The sequence below is a fragment of the Alteromonas sp. DYW1 genome (assembly GCF_059752595.1).
This window is the reverse complement of the sequence record NZ_CM186038.1, coordinates 1,506,398-1,519,624: the sequence shown is the minus strand read 5'-3', so window position 1 is coordinate 1,519,624 and position 13,227 is coordinate 1,506,398. Positions and strand designations below refer to the sequence as shown.

Sequence of the window (13,227 nt, the reverse complement as noted above, 5' to 3'; positions counted from 1 at the left end):
ATTAAGCGCAAAACGGAGGCTTACGCCTCCGTTATCTTGCGAAACCAACAGCAAAAATTAAATTTCGCGTTTAACTTCAACCACTTCGAATACTTCGATCTGGTCGCCGACTTTGACGTCATTGTAATTCTTAACGCCGATACCACATTCCATCCCGTTACGGACTTCCTGCACATCGTCTTTAAAGCGGCGCAATGATTCAAGTTCACCCTCGTAGATAACCACGTTATCACGCAAAACACGAATAGGGTTGCTACGTTTAACCGTTCCTTCAGTTACCATACAGCCAGCAATCGCACCCAACTTCGGTGACTTAAACACATCACGAACTTCGGCTAGACCCATGATTTCTTGTCTGAATTCTGGTGCCAACATACCACTCATGGCTTGTTTAACTTCATCGATCAAGTTGTAAATTACGCTGTAATAGCGCAAATCAATTTCTTCTGCTTCGATTACGCGCCTCGCAGTGGCATCCGCACGTACGTTAAAGCCGAGAATAATGGCGCTTGATGCAGCCGCTAAGCTCGCATCGGTCTCGGTGATCCCACCAACACCACTGCCCACAATGTTAACTTTAACTTCGTCAGTAGACAGCTTAATCAACGATTCTGAAATGGCTTCAACTGAGCCTTGAACGTCAGCTTTCAAGACAATATTGAGTTCGCTAACATCACCCGCTTCCATGTTTGCAAACATGTTTTCAAGTTTCGCTTTCTGTTGTTTAGCCAATTTCAATTCGCGTTGTTTAGCGTGACGTTTAGCAGCAACTTCACGGGCTTTGCGTTCGTCTTTGACCACCAACGCGTCTTCACCTGCGATAGGCACACCGGATAACCCGAGCACTTCCACTGGCGTTGACGGCCCAGCAGTTTTCACTTCGTTTCCGTTCTCATCGCGCATGGCGCGCACGCGGCCATATTCTTCACCACACAATAAAATATCGCCCGCTTTCAGTTCGCCCTGTTGGACTAACACCGAAGCTACCGGTCCACGCCCTTTATCCAAACGCGATTCAATCACGATACCACGACCAGGGCCTTTCGCTACTGCTTGCAGATCAAGTAACTCAGCTTGCAAGCTGATTGCATCTAACAGTTCGTCAATCCCCATCCCCGTTTTCGCCGAAACATTGACAAACTGGTGCTCGCCGCCCCACTCTTCTGAAATAACTTCAAGTTGAGAAAGCTCAGTTTTAACACGGTCTGGATCAGCGCTTTCTTTGTCCATTTTATTGACCGCAACGATTAACGGTACGCCCGCTGCACGACTATGCTGCACAGCTTCTTTAGTTTGTGGCATTACACCATCGTCTGCCGCAACAACTAACACTACGATATCGGTCGCGGTTGCACCACGTGCTCGCATGGCTGTAAACGCGGCGTGACCAGGAGTGTCCAAGAAGGCGATACGCCCTTTGTCCGTTTCTACGCTGTAGGCACCGATATGCTGGGTAATACCACCCGCTTCACCATCGGCGACTTTAGCGCGACGAATGTAATCCAACAACGACGTCTTACCATGGTCAACGTGCCCCATGATAGTTACGACTGGTGCTCGTGTGGTTTTCTCACCTTCTTCATTATCAGCCAACAACTCATCTTCAAGCGCGTTGTCGTTAACTAACTCATACTTGTGCCCCATCTCTTCAATCACCAGCACAGCCGTATCTTGATCAAGGACTTGGTTGATAGTCGCCATTTCACCCATTTTCATCATGGTTTTAATGACTTCAGTGGCTTTTACTGCCATGCGGCTAGCCAACTCACCAACGGTAATGGTTTCACCTAATTTAACGACACGCTCTACCGGTGATGCCGGCTTTTGGAAGCTATGCTTAAGGTCTTCACCAGCATTTTTCCGCTTTTTACGGCGACGTGAAGAACGCTCGACTTGCATATCTTCTTCGTCTTCCGCTTCTTGTGCATAACGATTTGAATGTAAATGCACTTCTTCAGCTTCTTCACGCTTACGACGCTCTTCTTCTTCTTTCCAGCGACGTTCGTTTTCTTCTGCCAGCTTACGCGCTTCCTCAGCGGCTCGTTTGGCATCTTCCTCAAGCTTACGTTGCGCTTCTTCTTCTTGTTGTTTCTTAATGCGTTCGGCTTCTTTCTGCGCAGCTTCTTGCTCGGCCTTTTCTTCAGGGCTTAGAGTAGATTCTGCAGCTTTGCGTTCTTCAGCTTCTTTTTTCGCTTTTTCAGCACGTGCAGCACGTTCAGCTTCCTGCGCTTTGCGCGCTTCGTCCGCTTTACGCTTTGCTTCTTCAGCTGCTTGACGCGCTTTGTCAGCAGCTTCCTGCTCAGCCTTACGACGTGCTTCGGCTTCCTCAGCTTTACGCTTGGCTTCTTCTTCCGCTAAACGCTGCTCTTCAACCTCTGTACGCTTAACGTAAGTACGCTTTTTACGCACTTCGACTTTAACCGCTTTGGATTTACCAACGCTAAGTGTACTGGTCGTTTTACGCTGCAACGTCATACGCTTTGGCGCTTCTGAGCCTGAGCCACCGTGTTGCTTACTGAGATAATCTAACAGTTGACGCTTTTCATCTTCTGTGACGCTATCTGCGGCCGTCTTAGTGATGCCCGCATCTTTAAACTGAGTTAACAGTCGGTCAACCGTTGTGCCAATATCATTGGCGAGTTTTTCAATGGATACTTCTGCCATTACGCGTTATTCCTCTTGTTGACCTTACTCTTCGTTAAACCAAACGATATTACGTGCAGCCATAATCAGCTCGCCCGCTTTCGCTTCGTCTAACTCTTCAATATCACTGATGTCATCAGTGCCTTGCTCTGCCAACGCTTCCAGGTCGGTAATTCCGCGGCTGGCGAGTACGAACGCCACATGACGTTCCATGCCTTCCAAATCCAACAACTCTTGAGTTGGCTCATTCGCTTCTAAGGATTCTTCGTTTTTCAATGCTTGAGTTGTTAGCGCCGCACGAGCACGGTTACGCAACTCTTCAACGGTATCTTCGTCGAGGCCTTCAATGGCTAACAACTCACCCACGGGTACGTAGGCAACTTCTTCTAACGTTGTGAAGCCTTCGTCTACCAATACGGTGGCGAAATCTTCATCAATATCAAGCCCTTCAGTGAACACACCCAACACTTTCGCATTTTCTTCAGCATGTTTGTTATTGAGATCTTCAACGGTCATCACGTTAAGCTCCCAGCCGGTCAGCTGACTCGCTAGACGCACGTTTTGACCACTGCGACCAATGGCCTGAGCAAGGTTGTCCGCCTCAACCGCAACATCCATAGTACCGCTGTCTTCGTCGACAACGATTGATGCCACTTCGGCAGGTGCCATAGCGTTGATCACGAATTGAGCCGGATTTTCATCCCATAGAACAATGTCAACTCGCTCACCACCCAATTCGCCCGACACGGCCTGTACCCGCGAACCACGCATACCGACACACGCACCAACCGGATCAAGACGTTTATCGTTGGTCTTAACCGCAATCTTGGCGCGTGAACCCGGGTCACGTGCTGCAGATTTAATTTCGAGTGTTTCTTCTGCTATTTCAGGCACTTCTAAGCGGAACAATTCAACCAACATGTCCGGATGTGTACGGCTGATGAATAACTGCGCACCGCGTGCTTCTGGACGGATCACGTACAGCAAGCCACGGACACGATCACCAGGCCGGAAGGTTTCACGCGGTAACATATCATCGCGGAAAATTACGCCTTCAGCGTTATTGCCCAAATCAATGATAACGTTATCACGATTCACTTTCTTGACTGTACCAGTCACCAAGTCACCAACGCGATCTTCATATTCCGCGATCATTTGCGCCCGCTCCGCCTCGCGAACCTTTTGCACAATGACTTGCTTAGCGGTTTGCGTTGTAATACGGTCAAACGCGATTGATTCGATTTGTTCTTCGACAAAATCACCGACTTGAATGTCAGGCTCGTCGATTTGTGCCGCAGACAAGGTCATCTCAGCGTAGGGATTTTCCTGTGGCTGGTCATCAGGGATTACCAACCAACGACGAAATGTATCAAAATCACCTGTTGTGCGATCAATCTCTACGCGCACTTCAATTTCGCCTTCGTTTTTCTTTTTAGTGGCACTCGCTAGGGCGTATTCCAACGCTTCAAATATTTTTTCACGCGGAACTTGTTTTTCATTTGATACGGCTTCCGCCACCAATAGTATTTCTTTACTCATTTCTGCCTCATTGACAATTACAGCGTAATTGAGCTGTTAATCAAACGTTGGAACCAGGTTCCCTTTTTCAATATTTGCAAACGCCAGATCAAATCTCTGCCCGTCCACTTCAACACTTACAACGCCATTTTCAACGGCTAGCAAGGTTCCTTTAAAATTACGTCGGTTATTCATAGGCATAGCCAAACGGATACTGACCGTTTCACCCACAACCGCTTGATAATGCTGTTCTTTGAATAGCGGTCTATCCATGCCCGGAGAGGACACTTCTAGGTTATATTCCGTACTTATCGGATCTTCAACATCTAACACTGCACTGACCTGATGACTAACATCGGCACAATCATCTACGCTAATGCCATTTTCATGGTCAATGAAAACGCGCAGAATGGAATGCTTTCCAGCCCGCACAAATTCAACGCCCACCAATTCATAGCCCAAGGCTTCAACTGGTGATGTCAACATTTCTGTTAGTCGTTTTTCTAATTGCGACAAACAAACCTCCAAATACGAAAAAAGGGCCTATAGCCCATCAGAAAAGCACGTCAACTCAGTGCCGATACGGAAAATACCAATAAAAAACCCCGGACAATGCGGGGCTCATATACTGGATGGGCGTTCTTCAACCCCATTTAATGAATCGGCAAGTTGCGCTTGAACAACACGTGCCTCGCGTGACACGTTACTATCCGTTCGAGGGAGCCCGCGTCAACAATGAGGCGCATTATATAGTGCTCACGCGTTGGCTGCAACCACCGCGTGCGACTATTCGTGATTACCTATTCCGACGCAAGTTCTGGATTTTTACGCTCCAGATATTCTTCTAAGCGATTGGAGATATTATGCAAATGCGCCAATAACTCAGGTGAGTCCTTTGCCAGTTCCTCAATATGTTGATAAAACGCTTGTTGTTTTTGCTTGGTTAAAAATGCAATGTCACTTTCATGTGCAGGCAGAGAATTAGACGCCCCCAACATAAACATTTGCGTTTGGTACCCCCATTCATCACGATAGAAACGCGGTAAGCATTCCTTTTTTGCTATCTGTGTACCCACTGGCTTCACCACCCTGCAATCAATGGTAAATTCCTTAATGGTATTTATCTCATTAAAGGCTTCATACATGGCGAATTTTGCCCGCTCATATTCACGCCAGTAATAAGCGGATGAACGCAAACCTTGCACCGATATGACTTCCATATCTTGTGGTGCGATGGTTTCAGTTGTTGGTTGTGCAAGCAGTGAGGGCGTAAACAACGCTGTAGCCAGCACAGACAAAGCAATCAGTCGAAAGTTTCTGTTCATTATCCGTGGTCCTAGTGTATTTTAATGAAAACAGCTATGTGACACGCACCTGCCTAAGATTACTTCCTGTTAGACAGTTGAGCGTCACAAATAACTTAAGTTATTTAACCTGAACCGATCATGAACATTGCGCCTACAAGCGTCGTAAACGCACAGCAAAACCACCTGCAGCCGCGATTTTTATTGTTAATGTGTCGGTCGCTGTTACTTCCTGTTTACTTATGTCTAGCGCATATGGATTCGTTTGCCAATCGGTACTATCTGCGTCGCGATATATTTGTGCCTCGAATTTCGCACCCGTGGGTAAAAAGTTCAACGGGATAGTAACTTCGCGTGCCACTTCATCGGTAATTCCGCCTAAATACCAGTCATTGCCGCTGTAATGACGGTGCTTTCGCTCCTGCCTTGCAAATACTACGTATTCGCCGATCTCGCCTTGTAAAGCAATAGACTGCTCCCAATCCGTAGGCACATCTTTAATAAATTGGAATGCAGCTGGGTGCTTAAGGTAATTTTCAGGAATGTCGGCAGCCATTTGGATGGGGCTGTATATCACCACATACTGAGCTAATTGTCGGGCTAGCGTGCTGTGCGCTCGCATCACGTCATGCATGCCATATTCGGGATTGTCTGCGTGCGCGCGCGGGTAATCAAAATCAAAGATGCCTGGGGTGAAATCCATAGGCCCAGACAGCATGCGGGTAAATACTAGCTTGGGGATATGATCCGCTGGATTAGGTGCCGACCAGCCCGAATTATATTCTTGACCACGTGCACTTTCCCTTGATATCCAGTTCGGATACGTGCGCCGTAAACCAGTATCTTTGACCGCCTCATGCGTGTTAATGGCGATCTTATATTTGGCAGCAGTTTTCACATTCTTGATAAAATGATTAACGACATCCTGACTGTCGGTAAACTCGTAGCGCATAATCCCCTTATCATCGCGACGCTTCAGATTTTGCCCATGCGCGACATAGCCTGTCTTTATTTGCTCGACGCCATGCTTTTGATACAAAGCAAAACCGTCTTCCATCTGCGCCTCATAGTTGCTGATCCCACCAGAAGTTTCATGGTGACCAATTAACTTTACGCCAACCGCTTTACCATGCATTGCAACTTTTTCAAGATCAAAGTCGGGATAGCTTTGGGTGAATGAAAACAGCTCGGAATTAGCAATCCAGTCACCATCCCAACTTTCATTCCAGCCTTCAACGAGGACACCATCAAATCCATGTTCAGCGGCAAAATTCATATACTCGATGGTACGTTCAGTAGTAGCGCCATGCCGTTCACCTGATCCCCACGTGAGTTTATTGATATGCATGCCCCACCAGATACCAATGTACTTACCCGGCGTGATCCAACTGACATCGCCTAGTTTATTCGCTTCATTTAAATTCAGCGCCAAAAAGGAATTAACCAGATCAACGGCTTCATCACCAATAGTGATCGTGCGCCATGGCGTATTAAATGCCCCGCTTTTACGGACTAGGGTTCCATCTGCGCGCGGCGCAAGATCAGCGACCAATCGACCGCCTTGTTTTAATGCCAAGCTCATGCCTGCATAGTCAATCAGTGCTGCTTCATGAATAGCCACATGGATACCATCAGCATACTTCATGGTCATTGGTGTATGCGCCATAGATACTCCTTGCAGTGGAGTTTCTCGATAGAGGTATTCATAGCGTTCTCGACCTTGGCCAGGGATCCAATAAGCGGTCGCCAGATGAGAATCAATCATGAAGAATTCGGTCAGTTCGCGGGTAATGGCGACATCTCCCAAGTCAGGCACCTCATAGCGGAAACCAACCCCGTCATTGAATACACGAACACGTACGTTGAAGGTAACGTTTGGCTTATTCAAATGACTAAAAGCAACCAGCAATTCATTATAGTTATTTATGATTTCACGCTGCTCACCCCAGGGCTGCTGCCAAGTTTCATTGACACTGCTACGCGCCAACTCCTTAACCGAGAAATCTCGATACATAGGAAACGCCTCAACAAAGGTAAAACCAAGCTTACTATTCTTAACTAAAAGCTTACCTTTGTATTCAACCCGATATTGGGCAAGTTGAGACTCATCGGTGAAGGTGAATTGAATGTTCCCATCAGGGGATTTGACTGCAAATTCAGTGGCTTGAACGCCGCCGATTAACAATAAAAAACAGCAGATTAAAAAGCGCATGTGATAGCTCCACAAGGTCAAATAATGACCATTATGGAGCAATTAACAGAGAATTAACACAAAAAACTTAAACGTTTTAGCTGGTCAGATCTTAGATCTCAGCAAGCGCATCCAACACCGCCATAACCTTGTCTGAGGCTTGTTCCATACGAGCTAGATTTTGCAAGCATTGAACGGTATCGCCATTACTAAAGGATACCAAAGCCTTAACCCCATTTTGATGTACTTGTGCATGTGGTTTTTCCAATTGCTTATAGGCTGATTCGTTACCGAATAAGGTCTTTCCAGCACCATTGTACCATTTACCCAAGCGGCAACTGAGGTGATCAGCAAAATCATCGGGGGACTTTGTACTTAACCCATATAGAACTGCGTACACATCAGATTTCCATACGATGTGATCCAGTTTAACCGTTTGTATAAACGTTCTGAGAGAAGAATCACTGATAGTGTCTTTCATTGATGCACAGCATTCGATAATTTGCGTGTAATGTTGGTTTAACGTAGATACCCCTGATGATAACTCGGTGTTATTTTCGCGGATTTGATCGACCGAGCTAACGGCAGACTTTGTCGATGCAATAATATTAGATACGAGATCGGAAACCTCACTGGCTGATTTGTTGGTCTCGGTTGCCAGTGTACGTACTTCATCAGCGACAACGCTAAATCCTCGACCAGCATCCCCTGCTCGGGCTGCCTCAATTGCAGCATTAAGGGCAAGTAAATTGGTTTGATCGGAAATACTGGTAATCGTAGAGACAAACTTATTAATACTATCCGCTTTTTCCGACAAGCCAGTAATACTGCTGTTCATACCTTCCATTTTTCCGCCCATCGCATTCATCGCACTGACAATGTCATCCAGGGAAGACGTTGCGGTGTCAAACAATTGATTCACGGTTTGAATAGCGCCTGTCTCTTGGTCAATACGTTGAAAGGATTCAAGCACAGTAGAGCGTATACCCTCTACTTGTTGTAGCGATGAGAGCACGGCTCTCGCCAGTTGGTTCTCAAAAGAACCCGTATCGCTGCTAGTTAATTTTGTCAGCTCCGTCTGCAAAGCTTGGTTTTCTTGTTCTAACTGAGCTCTCTCAGCAGTTAACTGCTCTAACTCGCGCTGCAAGGTCCGATTCTTTTGCTGTGCTTCATCAAGGCGACTGGCTTTTACAAACATAGGCTTTCTCGTTTTATTATTTTATCACTAGAGTAACTAGGCTAATCCACAAAGCAAGTGTCCGCGAGCTATTTTTCACTCGAAGGACAACCTAGTGTTAGGTTATCGGCTTTTAAGTCGCGAACTTGATCGGGTAATTGAACCGATCGATAGGCTACAAACAAAAATACATGTTATCAGCGTTGCATTAAAAAAATTTTGGCTTACAGCTGGATCATTAGTGCGCATTTGCTGTTTAAATTAGATTTTTAACACGACAGATTACTCGAAATAATATATACGCGGCAGAACCATCGCAATCCATTTTGATGGATCGAACTTTATTTATGAATAAGCTGTTTGATAACGTCAATTAAGGCGTTAGGTTCGATTGGCTTAACGATATGAGCGTTCATACCTGCAAGTCTGCTGCGTGTGATGTCCTCATCAATAGCGTGTGCGGTCATAGCAATAACAGGAATATTTAGCTGTAGCTCTTGGCGAATTTTTTGTGTTGCACTAAGCCCATCCATGACTGGCATTTGGATGTCCATTAAAATAACATCAATAGAACTGTCTTGTTGTGCAATTTCTACAGCCCGCTGACCATTCTCAGCAACACTGATGCGCGCGTTGGTATCCTTTAAATAACCGATTGCCACTTTACGATTCAACGCATTGTCTTCTGCCAGTAGAATATGAACGTCACTAAAATCGGGGACGTTTTCCGACTCTGATAGTGAAGTTTTAGGCGCAATAACTGCGCTATCCGACAAGTTAATAATCGCATCAAATATTGCGCTAGCACTGAGTGGTTTGAGCAAATAACAATTAACCCCGAGCTGTTTAACTAATCCCTTCAAGGTTGTTAAGTCTTGCTCTGCCAACATAATAATGTGTGGAGAATGCTCTCGAAACTCTTCACGCACAATAGACGCAACTTCAACGCCATCAACGTGCGGCATTTTCCAATTCAACAAAATAACGTCATAGGCTTGTTTTTGTTGCGCCGCAATCCGCATCAGGGTGATGCCAGCCATCCCATCGTTGGCGATAGTGACGGTGACTTCCATTCGCCTAAATGTTTGCTCACACAATTCACAGGAGGCTGGATCATTGTCGATAACCAATACGCGAAGCTTTTCATCAGTTGCGTTGAGACTACGCAGCTTAGGCTCATCAACCTTTTGAGTTTTTATCGTGAAGTAAAAGATTGAACCTTGACTCGGCACGCTTTCTACATCAATGTGACCGCCCATCAGCTCGACCAATTGTTTGGAAATTGACAGGCCTAATCCGGTGCCGCCGAAGCGACGCGTAATAGACTCATCGGCTTGCGTGAACGCACTGAATAAATTCTCTTTTTGTGCGCTAGACATACCAGTACCGGTATCTTTTACTTCAAATCGCAAGACCAGTGCTTTTTCATCAAATTGGCGGTTGACCACTACTGAAATGCTACCCTCGTCGGTGAATTTGATGGCATTACTCAGCAAGTTATTTAGCACCTGCTGCAGTCGAAGCGCATCCCCCCTGATCCGAACCGGTACGTCTGGGCTGATAAACCGGGACAATTCTACGCCCTTTTCTTGCGCCCTTAACTCAATCATTCGCAAGGAGCTTTCAATGACATCATCTAAACTAAATGGCTTGGACTCCAGTGTCATTTTGCCGGCCTCAATTTTAGAAAAATCGAGAATGTCGTTGACGAGTCCTAATAAGGTTTGTGAAGAATCTTCGATTTGTTTCAGATTCGTCGCTTGTTGTTGGTCTTCACTGCTGCGTAAGGAAAGTTTAGTTAACCCAATAATGGCATTGATCGGTGTGCGGATCTCGTGGCTCATACGTGCAACAAAGGAGGATTTTGCGTCTGTAGCCCTTTGTAATTCAGCGGATGTATTACGCAGCGCTTTTTTCTGACGTTGCAAACGAACCGTAAAAACAACCAGTATAGACATAGTGACGAAGGCTGATGTCAGTAACAATACCTGCAGCTGCATTTGTTGAGTGCTAATTTGTTGTTCAAATTGTAACTGCTCTATCTGACGATTTTTGGTTTCAAGGTCGAGTTTTGCCTGATTTATCGTCAGGAGCTGACGCTCAATAGACAATTGCGCCTCTTCTTCAATCTGCAACTGCTTTCTAACAGTCGCCAAACTTTGCTGATACTTACCATCCTGTTCGTATACATTAGCAAGCTTTTCAAGCGCTGTGGCCTGCTTATCTTTCGCTTGGACTTGTTCAGCTACAAACGCGGCTCGATTCAGCAATTGGGTTGCCAGCTCGCGCTCTCCGCCAGCTAAACGAATGTCACTCTCTACGAACAACATGTCTGGTAACGCGTAAGTAAAGTTAATTGCCGCGATGAAAGCTTTGGCTTTATCAATATACTCCATTGCTTCGACCAACTGCCCTTCGGCTAGGGCTAGACGTGCAAAGCCATAATAATTAGTCAATAAAAAGGGCGATTCTGATAGCTGGTGAGACTCCAGCTCTTGTTCAAAATGATAGCGTGCTTGCGCATAATCTCCGCGACTGAGAAAAACTAAGCCTAAATTATGGTGCGCTGATGCTGCTGCTTGTGTGTTGTTGTGCTTCAACGCCTCCTCAAGCAAAATCCAGCTGTACTCTGCTTGCTTATCAAATTGCTCTAGGGTTTCATAGATATTGATTGGGCCATCAATACTTAAAGTAATCTTGGGGCTATTATTAGCCGTATGTATATCAATACTACGCAAATAGGCTGCAAGCGCTGTTTGGTATTGCCCCAACAGGACGTAAATTGTCCCTTCACGCCTATATGCCTCGCCAAGTTGCTCCTGATTGTCGCTAACTTGTGCTAATCGTTTAGCCTCTTGCAGGTTCTCAAGTGCCCCAACCAACTCGTTATTCATGATCTGGTTATAAGCCAGTAAATTATGATAATAACTTTGTAGGCTAAGCGATGCTTGAATCACCTCATCAATAGCAGCAGTATCGAGTAATGCTTTAGTTCGCGCCCTGTCTACCAGCATATTGCGCTCAATCTCTACCAGAAGATCACGTCCAGATAGATCGTCTCCCGCATACAGCAAAGAGCTAACAAACGTTAGTAACAAAAAGCATGTAAGAACGAGAGCGCGGCGGGTCATAAAGATACTATTTCGAATGTGATATCCAAATGACAGACTTTAATCCCGCCATATCCAAACGCTCTTTGAGAGCGGCTTCATCATCGCCAAAAAGCAGGTCTAAGTCTTTTGCCTCAACACCAAAGGATTCAGCAGTCTCCCGCGGTGCTGCCTTATAACGTGCTTGTAACGTTGGGTTCTGGTCGAGTTCAGTAACAAATTCAACTAAACGGTCAGTCATACTACTTCCTTTTGTTCTGGTTTATTAATCGGATTAGCTGAGATACAAAGATTAGCGCGAATCTTGGCTTCATCAACGCCTAACTTGTGTAATATATCATGGTCAAAATCGGGCAGAGAGTTACCCGGTATGACTAATGTAGATACCGCTGACAGTATCGCATGAGGCAATTCTGACAATGCAATTTCTTCAATGCGCGAAACAAATATTGGCGAGGTCTTCGCTTCATAGATTATGACGCGCTGCTCAGGGGAATAAAACCGTTTCAATTTCTCGACCAAGAGCTTAAGGCCTTCGGTTTTCTGGGCTAACCTTGACGTGAAAGTATGGTCGCCTGCCCCCCAAATCTGCCAAATAATTTGCGTCATATGCGGGTCAATTGAGTACTGGCGAAATAAAAACTGCGTTGCTTCGTAGCTTTGACAACCATACTCAGCAGGATCAATACCCAAGTCAGCAACCAAACAGTCCTCAGCACTGATCCCAGGTTCCATATGCGCTGCCAATCCTCGTTCGCGCAAATACCGGATCACACGATGAGATGGGTTAACAAAAACGCCTGGATGACCATAAAATGCAGCGCACACCTTCTTCCCATGGTTCACTGCACAAACTAATACATCCGCCATTTCTTGATAGGTTTGCACGCGAGATTTCCCGACTGCATAAAAATCAGTCAGCAAGTAAACATTTGGGTTCAAACGCCGCACGTAGTCAATACCCGGTTTATTCGGAATAGCCACGTAAACTTCATCGGCAGCACGGATGTGATTTTGGGTGATTGCTGTCATTTGCCCAGAAACGCTGATCCCGGTGCCAACAACGACTAACGATCCATGTTTTTTTACGTCCATAATGCGTACTTCGGTTATCAATGCAATAAAGTATACGCTAATTTGGATAAAACGTAGACAGCTAATTGATTAGCACTATTTTGACAAAAGTGATGTGAAATCAGGAAAACAATCGTGGCCGCGCGTTTTGGGCACCGCGTGCCCAAAAGTGAAAAATCCGGCAAATTTCAGACACAAAAAAGCCCTGAT

The 13,227-nt window shown here is 45.8% G+C and carries 9 protein-coding genes; all 9 read right to left on the bottom strand.

Features of this window, described 5'->3' with window-relative positions:
- Positions 1–57: 57 nt before the first annotated feature.
- Positions 58–2,664, bottom strand: coding sequence for a translation initiation factor IF-2 (infB, locus tag AC121Z_RS06745; RefSeq protein WP_498127606.1), 2,607 nt, complete (start codon positions 2,662–2,664; stop codon positions 58–60).
- A 24-nt stretch (positions 2,665–2,688) separates the two neighbouring features.
- Complete coding sequence (nusA, locus tag AC121Z_RS06740) at positions 2,689–4,182, bottom strand: transcription termination factor NusA (protein ID WP_498127605.1); 1,494 nt, start codon at positions 4,180–4,182, stop codon at positions 2,689–2,691.
- A gap of 36 nt (positions 4,183–4,218) precedes the next feature.
- On the bottom strand, positions 4,219–4,677 hold the full coding sequence (gene rimP, locus AC121Z_RS06735) for a ribosome maturation factor RimP (protein ID WP_498127603.1): 459 nt from the start codon (positions 4,675–4,677) through the stop codon (positions 4,219–4,221).
- A gap of 284 nt (positions 4,678–4,961) precedes the next feature.
- Entirely contained in the window at positions 4,962–5,486 is a 525-nt protein-coding gene (locus tag AC121Z_RS06730; protein ID WP_498127602.1) for a hypothetical protein, read from the bottom strand.
- A gap of 133 nt (positions 5,487–5,619) precedes the next feature.
- Positions 5,620–7,677, bottom strand: a complete 2,058-nt coding sequence (locus tag AC121Z_RS06725; RefSeq protein WP_498127601.1) for a glycoside hydrolase family 97 protein — start codon at positions 7,675–7,677, stop codon at positions 5,620–5,622.
- A 91-nt stretch (positions 7,678–7,768) separates the two neighbouring features.
- On the bottom strand, positions 7,769–8,854 hold the full coding sequence (locus tag AC121Z_RS06720; RefSeq protein ID WP_498127600.1) for a methyl-accepting chemotaxis protein: 1,086 nt from the start codon (positions 8,852–8,854) through the stop codon (positions 7,769–7,771).
- A 320-nt stretch (positions 8,855–9,174) separates the two neighbouring features.
- The gene (locus tag AC121Z_RS06715) at positions 9,175–11,964 is read right to left on the bottom strand and encodes a hybrid sensor histidine kinase/response regulator (protein ID WP_498127598.1); all 2,790 of its coding nucleotides are present in this window, start codon (positions 11,962–11,964) and stop codon (positions 9,175–9,177) included.
- Positions 11,965–11,971: 7 nt separating this feature from the next.
- Complete coding sequence (locus tag AC121Z_RS06710) at positions 11,972–12,184, bottom strand: hypothetical protein (RefSeq protein WP_498127597.1); 213 nt, start codon at positions 12,182–12,184, stop codon at positions 11,972–11,974.
- Entirely contained in the window at positions 12,181–13,038 is an 858-nt protein-coding gene (locus AC121Z_RS06705) for an SAM-dependent methyltransferase (protein ID WP_498127595.1), read from the bottom strand. Before AC121Z_RS06705 ends, AC121Z_RS06710 begins: the two co-directional genes overlap by 4 nt.
- Positions 13,039–13,227 lie beyond the last annotated feature (189 nt).

What these genes read in the sequence shown, in the direction of transcription:
- infB (WP_498127606.1), bottom strand. Translation starts at nt 2,664, where the DNA reads ATGGCAGAAGTATCCATTGAAAAACTCGCCAATGATATTGGCACAACG.
- nusA (WP_498127605.1), bottom strand. Translation starts at nt 4,182, where the DNA reads ATGAGTAAAGAAATACTATTGGTGGCGGAAGCCGTATCAAATGAAAAA.
- AC121Z_RS06730 (WP_498127602.1), bottom strand. Translation starts at nt 5,486, where the DNA reads ATGAACAGAAACTTTCGACTGATTGCTTTGTCTGTGCTGGCTACAGCG.
- AC121Z_RS06725 (WP_498127601.1), bottom strand. Translation starts at nt 7,677, where the DNA reads ATGCGCTTTTTAATCTGCTGTTTTTTATTGTTAATCGGCGGCGTTCAA.
- AC121Z_RS06720 (WP_498127600.1), bottom strand. Translation starts at nt 8,854, where the DNA reads ATGTTTGTAAAAGCCAGTCGCCTTGATGAAGCACAGCAAAAGAATCGG.
- AC121Z_RS06715 (WP_498127598.1), bottom strand. Translation starts at nt 11,964, where the DNA reads ATGACCCGCCGCGCTCTCGTTCTTACATGCTTTTTGTTACTAACGTTT.
- AC121Z_RS06710 (WP_498127597.1), bottom strand. Translation starts at nt 12,184, where the DNA reads ATGACTGACCGTTTAGTTGAATTTGTTACTGAACTCGACCAGAACCCA.
- AC121Z_RS06705 (WP_498127595.1), bottom strand. Translation starts at nt 13,038, where the DNA reads ATGGACGTAAAAAAACATGGATCGTTAGTCGTTGTTGGCACCGGGATC.